Origin of the sequence: Thalassobellus citreus (assembly GCF_044385915.1) — a bacterium.
Classification (GTDB): domain Bacteria; phylum Bacteroidota; class Bacteroidia; order Flavobacteriales; family Flavobacteriaceae; genus Thalassobellus; species Thalassobellus citreus.
The window spans coordinates 153,320-168,755 of the sequence record NZ_JBISCC010000122.1 but is presented as its reverse complement, the minus strand read 5'-3'; the positions used below and the strand labels follow the sequence as shown (position 1 = coordinate 168,755).

20 protein-coding genes and 1 tRNA gene are annotated in these 15,436 nt (G+C 31.0%); 11 read left to right on the top strand and 10 right to left on the bottom strand.

Going from position 1 to position 15,436, the window contains the following annotated elements; genetic code table 11:
- The first annotated feature begins 6 nt into the window (after positions 1 to 6).
- Complete coding sequence (locus ACH5TX_RS08295; RefSeq protein ID WP_439339063.1) at positions 7 to 294, top strand: YciI family protein; 288 nt, start codon at positions 7 to 9, stop codon at positions 292 to 294.
- A 17-nt stretch (positions 295 to 311) separates the two neighbouring features.
- On the opposite strand, the gene ACH5TX_RS08290 is transcribed toward ACH5TX_RS08295, so the two are convergent.
- The 3 genes from ACH5TX_RS08290 to ACH5TX_RS08280 form a co-directional block, all read right to left on the bottom strand.
- Positions 312 to 758: a HEAT repeat domain-containing protein gene (locus tag ACH5TX_RS08290; protein ID WP_439339062.1), complete on the bottom strand. Its 447-nt coding sequence runs from the start codon at positions 756 to 758 to the stop codon at positions 312 to 314.
- Between the two features lie 66 nt (positions 759 to 824).
- Complete coding sequence (gene coaD, locus ACH5TX_RS08285) at positions 825 to 1,280, bottom strand: pantetheine-phosphate adenylyltransferase (protein WP_439339061.1); 456 nt, start codon at positions 1,278 to 1,280, stop codon at positions 825 to 827.
- Positions 1,281 to 1,298: 18 nt separating this feature from the next.
- The gene (locus ACH5TX_RS08280) at positions 1,299 to 2,273 is read right to left on the bottom strand and encodes a D-alanine--D-alanine ligase (RefSeq protein WP_439339060.1); all 975 of its coding nucleotides are present in this window, start codon (positions 2,271 to 2,273) and stop codon (positions 1,299 to 1,301) included.
- 362 nt (positions 2,274 to 2,635) lie between these two features.
- Here ACH5TX_RS08280 and ACH5TX_RS08275 point away from each other — a divergent pair, with 362 nt between their 5' ends.
- The 6 genes from ACH5TX_RS08275 to ACH5TX_RS08250 all read left to right on the top strand — a co-directional run bounded on the left by ACH5TX_RS08275 (position 2,636) and on the right by ACH5TX_RS08250 (position 7,477).
- Complete coding sequence (locus ACH5TX_RS08275; RefSeq protein WP_439339059.1) at positions 2,636 to 3,190, top strand: PASTA domain-containing protein; 555 nt, start codon at positions 2,636 to 2,638, stop codon at positions 3,188 to 3,190.
- 4 nt (positions 3,191 to 3,194) lie between these two features.
- Positions 3,195 to 4,229: an RluA family pseudouridine synthase gene (locus ACH5TX_RS08270; RefSeq protein WP_439339159.1), complete on the top strand. Its 1,035-nt coding sequence runs from the start codon at positions 3,195 to 3,197 to the stop codon at positions 4,227 to 4,229.
- 345 nt (positions 4,230 to 4,574) lie between these two features.
- The gene (locus ACH5TX_RS08265) at positions 4,575 to 5,228 is read left to right on the top strand and encodes a VOC family protein (protein WP_439339058.1); all 654 of its coding nucleotides are present in this window, start codon (positions 4,575 to 4,577) and stop codon (positions 5,226 to 5,228) included.
- A gap of 31 nt (positions 5,229 to 5,259) precedes the next feature.
- Positions 5,260 to 6,018 carry a peroxide stress protein YaaA gene (yaaA, locus tag ACH5TX_RS08260; RefSeq protein ID WP_439339057.1) on the top strand — a complete coding sequence of 253 codons (759 nt, stop codon included), beginning with the start codon at positions 5,260 to 5,262 and terminating at the stop codon, positions 6,016 to 6,018.
- 51 nt (positions 6,019 to 6,069) lie between these two features.
- Positions 6,070 to 6,801, top strand: a complete 732-nt coding sequence (locus tag ACH5TX_RS08255; RefSeq protein WP_439339056.1) for a hypothetical protein — start codon at positions 6,070 to 6,072, stop codon at positions 6,799 to 6,801.
- Entirely contained in the window at positions 6,788 to 7,477 is a 690-nt protein-coding gene (locus ACH5TX_RS08250; RefSeq protein ID WP_439339055.1) for a uracil-DNA glycosylase family protein, read from the top strand. Before ACH5TX_RS08255 ends, ACH5TX_RS08250 begins: the two co-directional genes overlap by 14 nt.
- Here ACH5TX_RS08250 and ACH5TX_RS08245 read toward each other — a convergent pair whose 3' ends face one another.
- From ACH5TX_RS08245 to gpmI, 5 genes are all read right to left on the bottom strand, one after another.
- Positions 7,478 to 8,242, bottom strand: a complete 765-nt coding sequence (locus ACH5TX_RS08245) for a class I SAM-dependent methyltransferase (protein ID WP_439339054.1) — start codon at positions 8,240 to 8,242, stop codon at positions 7,478 to 7,480. It lies immediately after the preceding gene.
- 19 nt (positions 8,243 to 8,261) lie between these two features.
- The gene (locus tag ACH5TX_RS08240) at positions 8,262 to 9,062 is read right to left on the bottom strand and encodes a DUF3050 domain-containing protein (RefSeq protein WP_439339053.1); all 801 of its coding nucleotides are present in this window, start codon (positions 9,060 to 9,062) and stop codon (positions 8,262 to 8,264) included.
- A 5-nt stretch (positions 9,063 to 9,067) separates the two neighbouring features.
- Complete coding sequence (gene map / locus ACH5TX_RS08235) at positions 9,068 to 9,886, bottom strand: type I methionyl aminopeptidase (RefSeq protein WP_439339052.1); 819 nt, start codon at positions 9,884 to 9,886, stop codon at positions 9,068 to 9,070.
- Positions 9,887 to 9,954: 68 nt separating this feature from the next.
- Complete coding sequence (locus ACH5TX_RS08230) at positions 9,955 to 10,359, bottom strand: BT0820 family HAD-type phosphatase (RefSeq protein WP_439339051.1); 405 nt, start codon at positions 10,357 to 10,359, stop codon at positions 9,955 to 9,957.
- A 53-nt stretch (positions 10,360 to 10,412) separates the two neighbouring features.
- Positions 10,413 to 11,927, bottom strand: a complete 1,515-nt coding sequence (gene gpmI, locus ACH5TX_RS08225) for a 2,3-bisphosphoglycerate-independent phosphoglycerate mutase (protein WP_439339050.1) — start codon at positions 11,925 to 11,927, stop codon at positions 10,413 to 10,415.
- Positions 11,928 to 12,179: 252 nt separating this feature from the next.
- Between gpmI and ACH5TX_RS08220 the strand changes: the two genes are divergently transcribed.
- Positions 12,180 to 12,581 (top strand): ankyrin repeat domain-containing protein, encoded by a 402-nt coding sequence (locus tag ACH5TX_RS08220; protein WP_439339049.1) that lies wholly within the window; start codon positions 12,180 to 12,182, stop codon positions 12,579 to 12,581.
- A 73-nt stretch (positions 12,582 to 12,654) separates the two neighbouring features.
- On the opposite strand, the gene ACH5TX_RS08215 is transcribed toward ACH5TX_RS08220, so the two are convergent.
- On the bottom strand, positions 12,655 to 13,107 hold the full coding sequence (locus ACH5TX_RS08215) for a GNAT family N-acetyltransferase (RefSeq protein ID WP_439339048.1): 453 nt from the start codon (positions 13,105 to 13,107) through the stop codon (positions 12,655 to 12,657).
- Between the two features lie 60 nt (positions 13,108 to 13,167).
- Between ACH5TX_RS08215 and ACH5TX_RS08210 the strand changes: the two genes are divergently transcribed.
- Together ACH5TX_RS08210 and ACH5TX_RS08205 are read left to right on the top strand one after the other, a co-directional pair.
- A complete protein-coding gene (locus ACH5TX_RS08210) occupies positions 13,168 to 13,596 on the top strand; it encodes a GNAT family N-acetyltransferase (protein WP_439339047.1) in 429 nt (142 codons plus the stop codon).
- 48 nt (positions 13,597 to 13,644) lie between these two features.
- Positions 13,645 to 13,717, top strand: a tRNA-Gly gene (locus ACH5TX_RS08205).
- A 32-nt stretch (positions 13,718 to 13,749) separates the two neighbouring features.
- Here ACH5TX_RS08205 and pepE read toward each other — a convergent pair.
- Complete coding sequence (gene pepE, locus ACH5TX_RS08200) at positions 13,750 to 14,457, bottom strand: dipeptidase PepE (protein WP_439339046.1); 708 nt, start codon at positions 14,455 to 14,457, stop codon at positions 13,750 to 13,752.
- 106 nt (positions 14,458 to 14,563) lie between these two features.
- Here pepE and ACH5TX_RS08195 point away from each other — a divergent pair, with 106 nt between their 5' ends.
- Positions 14,564 to 15,421 (top strand): carboxypeptidase-like regulatory domain-containing protein, encoded by an 858-nt coding sequence (locus ACH5TX_RS08195; RefSeq protein WP_439339045.1) that lies wholly within the window; start codon positions 14,564 to 14,566, stop codon positions 15,419 to 15,421.
- The last annotated feature ends 15 nt before the right edge of the window (positions 15,422 to 15,436 follow it).

The following is a 15,436-nucleotide window of genomic DNA, read 5'->3' as shown; positions in this document are numbered from 1 at the left end:
GTAAATATGTTTATCGTAAATATTACTTATAAGGTATCTTTAGATATTATAGATAAGCATTTAAAAGATCATGTAGAATATCTAGATGAACAATATGCCGTTGGGAATTTCATAGCCTCAGGAAGAAAAATTCCAAGAACGGGAGGTGTTATTTTAAGTAATCTTTCTAATAAAAAGGAATTATTGGAAATTCTAGAAAAAGATCCTTTTAGCATTCGTGATTTGGCTAACTATAAAATAACAGAATTTATACCAAGTAAAACGTCAGAAGCACTTAAGTTTTTGATGGAGTAAATTTGAATTTAAAACACTTATCGCATCGGTCTTTTTAGTTGTTCTTTAACACGTTCAAAAGATTTTTTACTAGCACGTTCCCATCTGTAAATGGTATGCTTTTTTTCTTTATTGGCTTCACGCTTTTTTGCAGTTTCACGCATTTGTGTTACCCAATTAAAACGTTTTTTAATCACGGTTTTAATAATGTCATCTTCATAACCAATACTTTCTAATGCATTTAAAGCAGCAATTGATACGTTTTGAACTTTATCGCGTATAGCAATAAGTAGCGCTGGAATAGAAGACGGTTTTCCAATTTGTTCTAAAGCTTCAGCAGCTAATTGTCTTGTTTTGTAGTTACCAAATTTTAAAGCATATTCCAGTTTTTCAACATCATTATTCTGCATCCAAAAGTTAATTGTACTCTCAGATGGCTGAATTAATTTCAGTTTAAAAAGTATATATGTAATTTGATATAACATGAACTTTAAAATATAACCATTTACTTATTAGTATAGAATAAGTAAGAAATGTTACAAAGTTCAAGTTTATTTCACACGTACACTATCAGGAACCAACTTGGTATAATCACCATTATTTTTAATAACATCTCGCACAATTGAGGATGAGATATGCGATGTGTTAGCCGAAGTTAATAGAAAAACAGTTTCAATAGGAGCAAGGTCTCTATTGGTATATGCAATAGCTTTCTCAAACTCAAAATCGGCAGGATTACGTAAACCACGTAAAATAAATTCAACACCAATTTCTTTGCAAAACTCAACAGTTAAGCCAGTGTATGTAACTACTGTGACTTTAGGTTCGTCGGCAAAAGATTTTTCAATAAAAGCTTTACGCTGTTCTAAAGAGAACATATATTTTTTAGAGCCGTTTACTCCAATGGCTACAATAATTTCATCAAAGAGTGGAATGCCACGTTTTATAATATCGTAGTGTCCTTTTGTTAGCGGATCAAAAGATCCTGGAAAAATAGCTCTGTTCATTTTTTAAAATTACAATTTTTATTTCAAAGCCTCTTCAATAGCATTGTCAAATAAATCACTCATGCTAATTCCTGCCGCAGCAGCTTGTTGAGGTAAAATGCTTTCTTGAGTTAAGCCAGGTACGGTATTCATTTCTAATAAATGCGGTTCATTATCTTTAAAAATAAACTCGCTTCTAGAAAAGCCTTTCATTTTTAAAACTTCATAAACCTTTTTTGCAACGGTATTTACTTTCGTTTCTTGTTCTGTTGTTAACCGCGCTGGTGTTATTTCTTGTGATTTTCCTAAATACTTAGCTTCATAATCGAAAAAATCATTTTCACTAACAATTTCAGTAATGGGCAATACTTTAGTTTCTCCTTTATAGGTTATAACGCCAACAGAAACTTCGGTACCATCTAAAAACGATTCAATAATAATTTCATCATCTTCTTTAAAAGCAACATCAATAGCATTTTTTAAATCTTCTTTTTTATGCACTTTAGTAACACCAAAACTACTGCCTGCTTTATTGGCTTTTACAAAACAAGGTAAGTCTACTTTTGCAATAATAGCATCTTCATTTATAGCATCGCCTAGGTTCAAGAAAAACGATTCGGCTGTTTTTATACCGTAGGGTTTTAATATACTTAAGCAATCGCGCTTATTAAAGGTTACGCTAGCTTGATACATGTCGCAGCTTGTGTGCGGAATATTTAAAAGTTCAAAATAAGCTTGCATAAATCCGTCTTCACCAGGTGAACCATGAATGGCATTAAAAACACAATCAAACGTAATTTTAGAGTTGTTTATAGTTACCGAAAAATCATTTTTATCAATAGGAAATTCGGCATCATTAGTATCTACATAAACCCATTTGTCTTTAAAAATATGAATTCTATAAGCGTCATACTTAGCTTTGTCTAAATTTTCAAAAACAACGTTTCCGCTTTTTAAAGAGATTTTATATTCACTAGAATATCCTCCCATAATAATGGCTATATTTTTTTTCATTCAGATGCTTGTTTTTTTTATTCCTCATAGGAGGGAATCTTTTTAATCACTTTTTTTTATTGATAGTAAAAATATGAATGTTAGTTTAATACTGTTTAAAATAAGTTCTGCTGCGCGTTAGGGATTGCAGTGGAAAGCCCACAGCGACCGATAGGGAAGCGAGGACTTGCAACGTAAAGCCCGACCCTTGTGGTAACGCCCAAAACATTAAAACTTTAAACCGTAAATACTAATTGACTTTATTTACAACCAAAAACCAACAATAAACCGTATCTATTATTAGTTAAGCTAAAATATCATATATATTGCAAAAGAAAAAACAGTTCTGTTTTTATATATTTGCCTAATTGAAAATTCTATAGATGAGTATTATTAAATTCCTTACTAGTAAAACATTTTTAAAGCAAATTCTATTAGCTGTTGTAGCATTGGTAGTTATATGCTTTATGGCGTTAAAGTGGTTAAACGTATCAACAAACCATGGCGATTTTGAGACAGTACCAGATTTAACAGGAAAATCTATTAGCGTTGCTAAAATAGAATTGAACGAGAATAATTTGGTTATGCAAATTCAAGATTCTGCAAATTTTAACCCAGATTACCCTAAGTTTTCGGTTATAGAACAAGAACCGCCAGCAGGAACAAAAGTAAAAGAAGATAGAAAAATATATTTAACACTAAACCCGTCTGGTTATAGAAAAGTAGAAGTTCAAGATTTAAGAGAACGTACTTACAGACAAGCTAAACCTATGTTAGAAGCTTTAGGTTTTAAAGTTGGTAAACTAACTTACGAAGATAATATAGGGAAAGATTTAGTGCTTAAAATGACTTATAAAGGAAAAACCATAAAGCCCGGAGATAAACTTGCCAAAACATCTATAATAGATTTGGTACTTGGTAATGGAAACAGACCATAAAAAAATGGAAGATTATACACCTCAATTACCAAACGAAGACAATCTCTACGAGCATCATGCTTTTACAGTAGATAAAGGACAAACGCCATTACGTATTGATAAATACTTAATGAATTTTGTTGAAAACGCAACTCGAAGTAAAATTCAAGCAGCAGCAAAAGACGGAAGTATTTATGTAAACAATGTTCCTGTAAAATCTAACTACAAAGTAAAACCCTTTGATGAAATTAAAGTATTGTTTGCACATCCGCCATTCGAGAATTTATTGGTAGGTGAAGATATTCCGCTAGATGTGGTTTATGAAGACGATGAGCTTTTGGTAGTTAATAAACCAGCAGGCATTGTTGTGCATCCAGGTCATGGAAATTACTCAGGAACACTTATAAATGCTTTAATTTATAGGTTCGATAATTTACCAAATAACTCCAGTGAACGTCCTGGTTTAGTACATAGAATAGATAAAGATACAAGCGGACTTTTAGTGGTTGCTAAAACCGAAACCGCTATGGCACATTTGTCGGCGCAGTTTGCAAATAAAACCAGCGAGCGCGAATATGTAGCTATTGTTTGGGGTAACATGACCGACGATGAAGGTACTATAGAAGGCAATATTGGGCGTCACCCAAAAAACAGATTACAAAACACGGTATATCTAGATGATGAAGCCGATAAAGGCAAACCAGCCGTTACTCATTACAAAGTTTTAGAACGCTTAGGCTATGTTACTTTAGTGTCTTGTAAGCTGGAAACAGGACGTACACACCAAATACGTGTGCACATGAAACACATTGGGCATACCTTGTTTAACGACGAACGTTACGGTGGCGAAAAAGTTTTAAAAGGAACCACCTTTACCAAATACAAGCAGTTTGTAGATAATTGTTTTAAAGTGTTACCAAGGCAAGCTCTACACGCAAAAACATTGGGGTTTGTACATCCTAAAACAGGAGAGTTTTTAAAATTTGAGACGCCAATTCCAGACGATATGCAACAATGTATAGAAAAGTGGCGAACCTATTCTAAGCATCAAGGCGCATAGTTTAAAGTTTTGGGCGTTACCCACAAGGGGTCGGGCTTTCCGCTATATCTTTTGTTTTTGTCATTCCTGCGAAGGCAGGAATCTTTTAATAATCTATGGTTTTTTTCTAAAAATAAGGGAATTACTTTCAGAGAAAACAAAAGGATGCCGCTACTATCCCTAACGCATAAATCACGTTAACTAAGAAACTTTAGTCATTTCGACGATAGGAGGAATCACACTTATGGCTTCTCCTTAATTTGTTTTTTTAGAAAAGAATTAAACTATAAAAATCATTTATTCAAGAATAAAAATTATCATTTTAAATAACGCATAAGTTATATATAGCTAAACTATATTTGAAGTATGAAAATAAAAGAAATCATACTTTTTACTAATACCATTGAAAAGCAAAAACAGTTTTATCAAAATGTTTTAGACCTAGAATTGGTTTATAATTCCGAAGAAAAAATTTCTTTTAATACACAAGAAAGCATATTATCTTTTGAATATAAAAAGGAAATAAAACCATCGCATATAGCATTCAATATTTATTCAAATAAAATAGAAGAAGCGCTTTCTTGGTTAAAAAAGAGAGTAACAATTTTACCTGATGGAGATAGTCTTATATCCGATTTTAAAAGTTGGAATTCCAAAGCCATTTATTTTTACGATGCCGATAAAAATATTGTTGAGTTTATTGCAAGACATAATTTAGAATTAAATAGTACATCTTTTTTCTCATCAAAGTCTATTATTTCAATTAGCGAAATGGCAATTGCAACTACCAATATTGAAGCTGTTTACAATGCTATAAATAATATAAGACCAATCTCTGTTTTTGATGGCGATTTTTCTAGGTTCTGTGCATTAGGAAACGACGAAGGATTATTCATTTTAATAAATAAATCTCTTAAAAAATGGCATCCTAGACAAGAAGATGCGTTTACATCAGACTTCATAATAAAAGGCGATTATAACTTTAGTTTTATAAACGGAGAAATAAAAGAATTGTCGTAATTTAGATATTTTAAAAAAATAATATAGATACATGAAATTAGTATTATCGCCTGCAAAATCACTCGATTTTGAAACGCCATTGCCAACAACTCAATACACCGAATCTAGTTTTTTATCACATTCAGAGCGTATTAATAAGTTGCTTAAAAGTAAATCGGCAAATAGTTTATCAAAACTTATGAGTATTTCTGATGCTTTAGGACGATTAAATTTTCAGCGTAATCAAGATTGGAAATTGCCTTTTACACCTGAAAATGCACGACCTGCTATGTATGCTTTTAGTGGCGATGTTTACAAAGGGCTTGATGCATATACAATTCCGCAAGAAAAATTAGATGCGGCACAAAATACCATTCGTATTCTTTCAGGTTTATATGGCTTGTTAAAACCAACCGATTTAGTTCAGCCATATCGATTAGAAATGGGGACTAAATTCCCTGTTGGCAGAAACAAAAACCTATATGAGTTTTGGAAAGAACCAATCACCAATGCTTTAAATGAAGAATTAGAAGATGGTGAGCTGTTTTTAAACTTAGCTAGTAATGAATATTTTAAAGCCATAGATACAAAAAAATTAAAAGTACCTGTGATAACAGCAAACTTTAAAGATTTTAAAAATGGCAAGTATAAAATTATTTCGTTTTATGCTAAAGCAGCAAGAGGTTTAATGACACGTTATATTATTGATAACAATGCACAAATTATTGAAGATTTAAAAGGCTTTAATTACGAAGGCTATGGTTTTAGTGAAGACATGTCTACTGAAACAGATTTAGTTTTTATTAGATAATTTTGTTGATGCTTTCATAGAAAATTTTAATTTTAAGGGAAATAAATTTACATGCTTTACTACTTATTAATTGCTTTGAAAGCTTATTGCATATATCATGCATACAAAAATAACAGTCCTTATTATTGGTATTTTCTAATATTTATTATTCCGTTTGGTTCTATAATTTATCTAATAATTCATGTTTATAATAAACGCGATGCAGAAAAAATTACGTCTGAAATTACTAATATCATCAACCCAACTAAAAAGATTAAGGATTTAGAAAAGCAACTTCAGTTTTCAGAATCGTATCAAAACAGAGTCAATTTAGCAGATGCTTATTTAGGAATCAAAGATTTTAATAATGCAATTATTCATTATTTAGAATCTATAGAGGGAAACTTGCAAAACGATCTATATGTTTTTAAACAACTTATAGAGTGTTATTTTAATATTGAAGATTATGAAAAAGTTGTTTTGTATGCCGAAAAAATTAAAGATCACCTAGAATTCAAGAAATCTAGAACACAGTTTTTATACGGATTAGCTTTAGAAAAAATAGGTAGAGTAAATGAAGCTGAAGACAATTTAAAAGCCATAGATATACGCTACTCTTTTTATAATGAACGCATAATTTATGCTAAGTTTTTATATACTAAAGGCGAAACAGAAGCAGCTAAAGAGGTTTTGGAGGAAATTAAAACCGAGTCTTTACACATGACAAAACCAAACAAAAGGCTTTATAGAGCTGCCGTACAAGAAGCTGAAATGCTTTTAAAGGACTACAATGTTTCTTCATAAACATCCATACAAACCTTTTATTAAGGAAAACACAAAGAAACTCATAGTGGGAACATTGCCGCCTCCACGATTTTCTACAGGGCAACTTTTAGAAAAGGATGTCAATTTTTGCTACGGAAGTTGTTACAATTCACTTTGGTTGTTTATTGATAAAATTCATAATTTGAATTTGCGTTACGATAATTCAGTTGAAGCTATAGAAGAACGAAAGCAGTTTTTATTACAACATAAAATAGGCGTTTGCGATATTGTAGATAGTTGTGAGCGCGATAAAATTGATGCGTCCGATTTGGGGATGAAAAATGTTAAGCTTCGAAATATTATTTCGTATTTAAATGAAAACCCTAGTATTGATACCTTATTATTTACTGGTGGAAATAGTAAAAATGGACCAGAATATTTTTTTAGAAGGCATATTAAAGAATTTGGAATAAAGTTACAAGTTGTTTCTAATGAAGTACCACGAATACATGAGTTTGAATTACCTGTTGTAGGTGATAAAATAAATCAACGTCATGAATTAAAACGAACCATAAAAACAGTGTCTTTAACATCTGGTTCTGGAGCTGCTAATATTTCAATAAGCAGATTACCTTTGTACAAACAATTAAAAGCTAAAAACCCTAAATTCAATACGTTTGATTTTAGAGTACTACAGTATCGGGAGTTTTTGTAATTATTTATAGCAAACAGGAATAATTTCGCCTTTGGCTAAACAATATTTTTCTATCGCTTCCGCGGAAAGTGTTGCGGTATAATCAACTTCTTTAACTTTAAAGCCAATATGTCTTAATTTATTGAAGTAGTCGCGACCATAAACACGAACATGGTCATATTGTCCAAATATTTTAGCACGTTCCTTTTTGTCTGTGATACTATCATCTTCAAAAGTAGTTTCGCGAGATAAATCTTGAGGAATTTGAAATATGCCCATGCCACCTGGTTTTAAAACACGATACAGTTCTTGCATAGCTTTCGTATCGTCAGGAATATGTTCTAAAACATGGTTACATAAAATCACATCATAGCTATTATCTTTAAAAGGAAGATTGCAAATATCTGCTTTTACATCAGCAATAGGAGAGAGCAAGTCTGTTGTTGTATAATCAAGATTTTTTAGGTTTCTAAAACGTTTTAAAAAGCATTGTTCAGGTGCAAAATGAAGCACTTTTTTTTCAGCAGAAAATAAATTGGTTTCATTATTTAAATATAGCCAAAGCAATCTGTGACGTTCTAAACTTAAAGTTGAAGGCGATAATACATTGTTACGTTGGGTTCCGTATCCGTAAGGTAAAAATGTTTTGAAACTTTTACCATCAATAGGATCTGTAAATGTGTTCCCTTTTAAAAAGAATGCTAAAATAGGACGAATAAGATAGCTTAACCTGATTAATAAAGGTCTAGGTATAATGTTTAGAATTATTTTGAATAACTTTTTCATAGTTGTTATACTAAGATTCTTAACAAGTAATGGTGTCCTTTTTAGTTTTGTTTGTTTCTGTTTCTAATAAATTTGAAATACTATTCCAAAGAGAAATTCTATGTTTTAATGCTAATTTAGCAATCTCAAGCGTTTCTTGCCATTTTTGTTCGTCTTTGCCACATAATGATTCAATCATTTGTAATGATAAGGGACCATGTGTGTCTCCGTCTAGTTCTATATGTCTATTTAAATAATATGTTAGTTTATTATATGAATTGTCTTTTGTATTAGACTGATTAATAATTTGAAAAAACATGTCAGGTATAACATCTTCTCTACCAAATGTAAATGCTGAAGCTATTAAATGAGGTTTTTTTGTATTGATAATATCAAAAGTAAATTTGATAAAGCTAGAAGTCGCTTTGTTTAAATTTAATTCTGAAACAACGTTACTTACCGGTATACCTTGTTTTATAAAGTCTACGAATTTTTTTATTTGATTTGTATTAGCTCCCACTTGCGTCATGGCATCTAAATACATTTCATAATGACTTTTGGTTTCTCCCAATTCATTTATATCGCTTTCTTCTCCTAAAACAATTTCATTAATAAATCTTGATATTTTAGGGTTTTTAGAGGGAGTCCAAGGTATTGTTGTCGTTGTTAAATGGTTTTGAAGAGCTTTTAAAAGCGACATAAAATCCCAAACAGCAAACACATGCTGTTCCATGAAAATTTTAATATCTTCAATAGATTTTAAACGACTATATAATTCATGATTGTTAAGCTGAACTCTTAAGGTATGGAGTTCTTTTTCAATAAAATCAATTTGGTTCATAAAGATTAAAGAACTAAAGCTTTTTGTCTAAATTCATCTTCTTCATTAGAGGTAATGCCTAAAGCGTCATATATATAAGCAAATGTAGAAAGTAGTTCTGGTTTACCATCAACAATAGCAACATCGTGCTCAAAGTGTGCACTTGGTTTATTGTCTAAAGTAGTAATAGTCCAACCATCTCTGTGTTGTTTTATGCGGTGAGTTCCTAAGTTAATCATAGGCTCGATAGCTACTACCATACCTTCAGCAAATTTTTTGCCTCGACCACGCTTTCCATAGTTTGGCATTTCTGGGTCTTCATGCATTTTTCTACCTAAACCATGACCTACTAATTCTCTAACAACGCCATAACCATGATCTTCACAATATTTTTGAATAGCATAACCAACATCGCCAACACGATTATTAATTTTGAATTCTTTAATACCTACGTATAAAGATTCTTTTGTTACTTGAAGTAATTTTTCTGTTTCAGGTGCAATCTCTCCAACAGCAAATGTATATGCATGATCGCCATAAAAGTCATTTTTTAAAGCACCACAATCTATAGAAATGATATCACCTTCAACAAGTGGTTCACTATTAGGAATTCCATGAACTACTTGAGTATTCGGGCTCATGCAAAGTGTATTAGGAAAATCGTAAAGACCTAAAAAACCAGGTATAGCACCGTGGTCTCTTATATGTTCTTCTGCGATTTTATCAAGTTGTAAGGTGGTGACACCTGGTTTAATTGCTTTAGCAACTTCACCTAATGTTTTAGATACAATTAAAGCACTTTCGCGCATTAATTCTATTTCTTCTCTGGTTTTTATAACTATCATGTTTCAAAAAAATAATGGCAAAGATACTTAAAATAGAACGATTGCCTCTAATTTGGTTTTTTAAAGAATTATTTGAAAAAACTAAAAAAGCCTTTCTTTTTTTCTTTAATAGGAGGTGTTGTATTTGTTAGCATTTGATATATTTCTCCCCAGCCTAAAAATCCACCAATATTTCTGTCATCTATAAATAAATCGGCATGAATTTTTCTGCTAATATCATTTGTATATTCTTCTTCAGGAAAACTGCTATTTACAGAATAGAAAAAGACGTCATTATCTTCACAGAATTTAACGGCGTCTTCTAATTTGTCTTCACATCTATATGTCCATAAAATAAGGCGATGTCCTTCTTCCTGTAACTTTTTTAAAGTTTCGAAAGCAAAAAGCATGGGTTTCCCTATTTTAGGATAAGCATCTTCAACTATGGTGCCGTCAAAATCTACGGCAATAATAAGTTGTTTGTTAAAATTCATTTAAATTAAAGACTTGCGTTTACACAAAAGTACAATAATTTCTTTTTAGCTTTTTATATTAAAGGGAAACGTGTCATGGCTTCAGGTTGTTCAACGCCTATTAATTTTAGAATGGTTGGAGCAACATCACCTAACACACCATCTTTAATTTCTTTTAAGTCGTTATCAATTAATATAACTGGTACAGGATTTGTTGTATGTGCTGTGTGTGGACTACCATCAGGGTTAATCATAGTTTCACAATTTCCGTGATCTGCAATTAATATGGTGGTATAGCCGTTTTCTAAACCTGTTGTAATAACATCTTTAGCACAAGCATCAACAGCTTCACAAGCTTTAATGGCAGCTTCCATAATACCCGTATGACCAACCATATCTCCGTTTGCGAAATTTAAGCAAACAAAATCAGCTTCACCTTTTTTAAGATCTTCAACAAGGGCATCACGCAATTCATAAGCGCTCATTTCTGGTTGTAAATCGTAAGTAGCAACTTTTGGTGAATTTTTTAAAATACGCGATTCACCTTCAAAAGGTGTTTCTTGACCACCAGAAAAGAAAAACGTTACGTGAGGGTATTTTTCTGTTTCGGCAATTCTAATTTGTTTTTTACCGTTTTTAGATAATACTTCACCAAGCGTTTCAGTAATATTATCTTTATTAAAAATGACTTTAATGCCTTTAAAAGCATCACTGTAATTAGTGATTGTTACATAGTATAAGTCAATTTTTTTAGTATCATATTCTGGAAAATCTTTCTGATTTAACATGTCTGTTAACTCACGACCTCTATCTGTTCTGAAGTTGTAAAAGATAACAACATCATCCTTTTCTACTTTGGCAACAGGTTCATTATTGTTATCTGTAAGAATTAAAGGTTTGATGAATTCATCAGTTACATCTTCATCATAAAAAGATTGTATTGAAGCCGTTGCATTCGATGTTTTTGTACCCACACCATTTGCTATAGCATCATAAGCTAATTTTACGCGTTCCCAACGGTTGTCTCTGTCCATGGCATAATAACGACCTGTTATAGTTGCTATTTTTGTGTTTGTGCCTTCAATATAGTTTTCTAAATCGGCAACATACCCTTTTCCAGATTTTGGGTCTACATCACGACCATCTGTAAATGCATGTACATAAGAATTAACACCAGCTTTATTTGCGGCATCTATAAATCCTCTTAAATGACTTGTGTGTGCATGTACACCACCATCACTTAATAATCCTAAAAAGTGTACATTTTTATTATTATCTGAAGCATATTTAAGAGCATCAACTAATACTTTTTCGTCTTTTAAAGTATCTTTTTCAATAGCAAGGTTAATTTTTGCCAAATCTTGATATACAATACGTCCAGCACCAAGATTCATATGTCCTACTTCACTATTACCCATTTGGCCTTCTGGTAAACCTACATGTAAACCATCGGTCCTTAAGGTTGCGAAAGGGTATTTTTTATATAAAGAATCTATGAAAGGTGTATTGGCATGATCGATTGCTGAAACTTTTGGATCTGGTGAATTTCCCCAGCCATCAAGTATCATTAAGATAACTTTTTTGTTCATTTTTATTGAAATTTTATTGTAAAACAAAGATAAAGAAGTTTGTTCTCTTACGGTGTATAAAACCTTGCAAAAAGCTAATATTTTTAGGCTTTTTGAGAGTGTTTAAAAAAAGAATGGTTACGTTAAAAAAATGTGAATGAAACGTTAAAAATATATAATAAACTGTTTTTTATGTAACAGATTAAAATGATTGTCGTCTCTATAGTATATCAAATCAAATCATTAATCAAAAACAAATTAAAATCATTCATCATGAAAAAATCAATCATTATTTCCGCAATCGCATTATGCTTTTCAATAGTATCTGTAAATGCAACACCTATTAACAAAACTGTAAATACTAATATTGAAGAATATTATTCAGTAAAGGTCAACTCATTTTGTGTTTCAATTGCAAAAGGCGATGTAGAAACTGTAAAAAAATTATTATTAAGAGGAGAAAATGTAAATGAAAAATCTAATGGCATGACGCCAGTTATGTATGCTGCAAAGTATAATAGAACTGAGATTTTAAAACTTTTAATTTCAAAAGGCGCTAATTTAAAAGCAAAATCTAATAAAGGGATGACAGCTTTAAAATATGCACAACTACACGGAGCTCATGAAGCTAAAGCTATTATTAAAGAGGCTTTAGCTGCTAAAAAGAAAAAATAATTATAAAGAAGTATATAGTTGTTTTGAGTTAGTCACTTATAAAAAAGGCCTTGATTTTCAAGGCTTTTTTATGTTATAAAGTTTTGTGCATAATATAATGTATACCAATATCTTTTATATTAAAAGGAGATCCTGTAATTTGATAGCCATTTTTTTTGTAAAAATTAACGGCTATTTCTCTAGCGTTACACCAAATGGTATTAATGCCTTTGTTGTTAAGATATAATTCTCCATAATTTAAAATAGTTTTGCCAAAACCAAAACTTTGAAATGTTTCTAATATAGCCATGCCTCGAAGTTGGTATTGTGAATCTTCAGAAATTAAATCCTGATTATTTTTAAAAAATGAGCAAACTCCAATTAATTCATTTTTCACAAAAACCCCTATGTGAATGGTTGTATTTAAATTATCGCCATCAAAAACACAAGATTCTATAGGTTTTCCAGCTCTTAAAACAGGCAGCCTTACTTGGTAGGTGTCTTTAGCATTAATTATTTTTATTGAATATTTTTTTTCTTTTGTCATAATCAATGGAATAAAATCAAACTTAAACAAAATTATTATCTTCACGTAAAAAAAGAATCAATGTCATTTAGGTTTGAAATTATAGATAAGGAACGTATAAATATGGTGGTTCCTTTGGTTGAAAAATTAAATAATAACAGAGTGTCTTATGAAGTTTTAGAACAGCGTTTTTCTGAAATGAAAGATCAAAATTACGAATGTGCTGTTATTTATGATGATGATAAATTAATAGGAGTTTGTGGCTTATGGTTTTGTACCAGGCACTATTCAGGAAAAAGTGTCGAGCCAGATCATGTTTATATAGATGAAGCTTATAGAGGAAAAGGGCTTGGGAAGACCTTTTTTAAGTGGATTTATAATTATGTAAAAGAAAATAAAGGTTGCGAAGCAGTAGAATTAAATACCTATGTTGCTAACGCTCCGTCACATAAGTTTTATTATAATGAGGGGTTTAAAATTTTGGGCTTCCATTTTCTAAAAACTTTGTAATTTTTTCTTGTATTTTAACAAATAGATTATATATTTGCAACCGCTAATGCGAGAGTAGCTCAGTTGGTAGAGCGTCAGCCTTCCAAGCTGAATGTCGCCGGTTCGAACCCGGTCTCTCGCTCTTAAAAGCTTCATAGAAATATGGAGCTTTTTTTATTTTAAAGTATTTAGTTCTGTGCCTGTTTCAACTTCATAAGGCGTTTTGTTATATTCAAAAATACGTGCAGTTAATGTTCCTTTTAAAATAATGGAATCATTTTGTACATGAAGCCAACTACCTTCTCTTAAACCAACAACAGGTTGCGTATTAAAATTATGAAATTCTTTAATTCTGGTTTCTCTAGTTTCCCCCATATGCTTACTGCTAGTGTCTGGATCTAGATAATGCGGATTAATGTTAAAAGGAACAAATGCTAATGCATTAAAGCTAGGCGGATATACAATAGGCATATCGTTAGTGGTTTTTATCGTTAGTCCACAAATATTACTTCCAGCACTTGTGCCTAAATAAGGGATACCCTTATTAACAACCAATTGTAAAGGTGTAATTAGCTTGTTCTTGTATAATTGATAGGTGAGTTCAAAGGTGTTTCCGCCTCCAACAAAAATAGCTTTAGCGTTTTCTAAGGCTTCAATGGGGTTTTCATATTCATGTATGCCTGTAACCGTTTTATTGATTTTTGAAAATGCCGTTTTTGCTATTTGCGTGTAAGCATCATGAGATAAACCACTTGGTCTTGCATAAGGTATAAAAAGTATGGTTTCAGTGTTTTTAAAAAATAATTCTAAATCGTTTAAAATGTATTCTAAATATCCACTTCCATGAATGGTTGAGGTACTTGCAATAATAATTTGTCGCATATTTAATTCTTAAGTATAGGAACTACAAATATAAGCTATAACAAAATTTTATATACATAATACTATTTAAGTAAGTTATATGTATTAAATTAGGATAAAAAATAAGATGAAAAAAATTATTCTAGTTTTATTGATTTTAACTTCGTTACATAGCGTATCTCAAACTTTAAATAGTGTTGAAGCAAAAGGTAAAGTTATAGTTGAAAGTAACGATGTTGCTGGTATAACTATTTTTAATACGTCTTTAAACGAAGGAACCGTTAGTGATGAAAACGGGGAGTTTACATTAACAGTAAGATTAAATGATGTTATTGAGGTGAGCGCTTTACAATTTCAAAATATTAAATTCAATGTGAATAAGGATATTATTGCTTCAAAAACAATAAAAATATTTTTAATAGAACAAATAAATAGATTGGATGAAATTATTTTGTTGCCAAACAATTTGTCGGGTAATTTACAGACAGATATGCAAGAAACAAAACTGTTTAAGCCAAAATTAGATGCTTTGTATTATGGTATAAAGCATAAAGAAGAATTTGAATTTGAAAATGACTATAAAACAAAAGTAGAAAATACAGCTATAGCTACACAGCATGTTACTATGGTTAATGGGCTTAATATAAAAAATGTAGTAGGTGAATTATTGCTACCTTTATTTAGGTCTAAAGCCAATAATAAAAAAGAAAAAGGTATACCAGAGGTTCCTGTAGATGCTATTAAATATTATTTTGGTTCAGATTTTTTAGTTGATAATTTTAACATTCCAGAACATCGCGTTGAAGAATTTATAGCTTATGTTGAAGGAAGTGATTTTGATTTTTCATTACTTAATTATGGTAAAGAAATGGAGTTTTTAGAGCTTCTTCATAAAAAAAGTTTAGAGTTTTTAAAACCAAAAAAACTAAGCGTTTTATGTTTTAACAAAACCTTAGAGGTGCATTACATTTTCTTTAAGATTTGAAATACGTTCTTTATA

Excerpts from the sequence above, each read along its gene's own strand:
- ACH5TX_RS08295 (WP_439339063.1), top strand. The coding sequence starts at position 7 with ATGTTTATCGTAAATATTACTTATAAGGTATCTTTAGATATTATAGAT.
- ACH5TX_RS08290 (WP_439339062.1), bottom strand. The coding sequence starts at position 758 with ATGTTATATCAAATTACATATATACTTTTTAAACTGAAATTAATTCAG.
- coaD (WP_439339061.1), bottom strand. The coding sequence starts at position 1,280 with ATGAACAGAGCTATTTTTCCAGGATCTTTTGATCCGCTAACAAAAGGA.
- ACH5TX_RS08280 (WP_439339060.1), bottom strand. The coding sequence starts at position 2,273 with ATGAAAAAAAATATAGCCATTATTATGGGAGGATATTCTAGTGAATAT.
- ACH5TX_RS08275 (WP_439339059.1), top strand. The coding sequence starts at position 2,636 with ATGAGTATTATTAAATTCCTTACTAGTAAAACATTTTTAAAGCAAATT.
- ACH5TX_RS08270 (WP_439339159.1), top strand. The coding sequence starts at position 3,195 with ATGGAAGATTATACACCTCAATTACCAAACGAAGACAATCTCTACGAG.
- ACH5TX_RS08265 (WP_439339058.1), top strand. The coding sequence starts at position 4,575 with ATGAAAATAAAAGAAATCATACTTTTTACTAATACCATTGAAAAGCAA.
- yaaA (WP_439339057.1), top strand. The coding sequence starts at position 5,260 with ATGAAATTAGTATTATCGCCTGCAAAATCACTCGATTTTGAAACGCCA.
- ACH5TX_RS08255 (WP_439339056.1), top strand. The coding sequence starts at position 6,070 with ATGCTTTACTACTTATTAATTGCTTTGAAAGCTTATTGCATATATCAT.
- ACH5TX_RS08250 (WP_439339055.1), top strand. The coding sequence starts at position 6,788 with ATGTTTCTTCATAAACATCCATACAAACCTTTTATTAAGGAAAACACA.
- ACH5TX_RS08245 (WP_439339054.1), bottom strand. The coding sequence starts at position 8,242 with ATGAAAAAGTTATTCAAAATAATTCTAAACATTATACCTAGACCTTTA.
- ACH5TX_RS08240 (WP_439339053.1), bottom strand. The coding sequence starts at position 9,062 with ATGAACCAAATTGATTTTATTGAAAAAGAACTCCATACCTTAAGAGTT.
- map (WP_439339052.1), bottom strand. The coding sequence starts at position 9,886 with ATGATAGTTATAAAAACCAGAGAAGAAATAGAATTAATGCGCGAAAGT.
- ACH5TX_RS08230 (WP_439339051.1), bottom strand. The coding sequence starts at position 10,359 with ATGAATTTTAACAAACAACTTATTATTGCCGTAGATTTTGACGGCACC.
- gpmI (WP_439339050.1), bottom strand. The coding sequence starts at position 11,927 with ATGAACAAAAAAGTTATCTTAATGATACTTGATGGCTGGGGAAATTCA.
- ACH5TX_RS08220 (WP_439339049.1), top strand. The coding sequence starts at position 12,180 with ATGAAAAAATCAATCATTATTTCCGCAATCGCATTATGCTTTTCAATA.
- ACH5TX_RS08215 (WP_439339048.1), bottom strand. The coding sequence starts at position 13,107 with ATGACAAAAGAAAAAAAATATTCAATAAAAATAATTAATGCTAAAGAC.
- ACH5TX_RS08210 (WP_439339047.1), top strand. The coding sequence starts at position 13,168 with ATGTCATTTAGGTTTGAAATTATAGATAAGGAACGTATAAATATGGTG.
- pepE (WP_439339046.1), bottom strand. The coding sequence starts at position 14,457 with ATGCGACAAATTATTATTGCAAGTACCTCAACCATTCATGGAAGTGGA.
- ACH5TX_RS08195 (WP_439339045.1), top strand. The coding sequence starts at position 14,564 with ATGAAAAAAATTATTCTAGTTTTATTGATTTTAACTTCGTTACATAGC.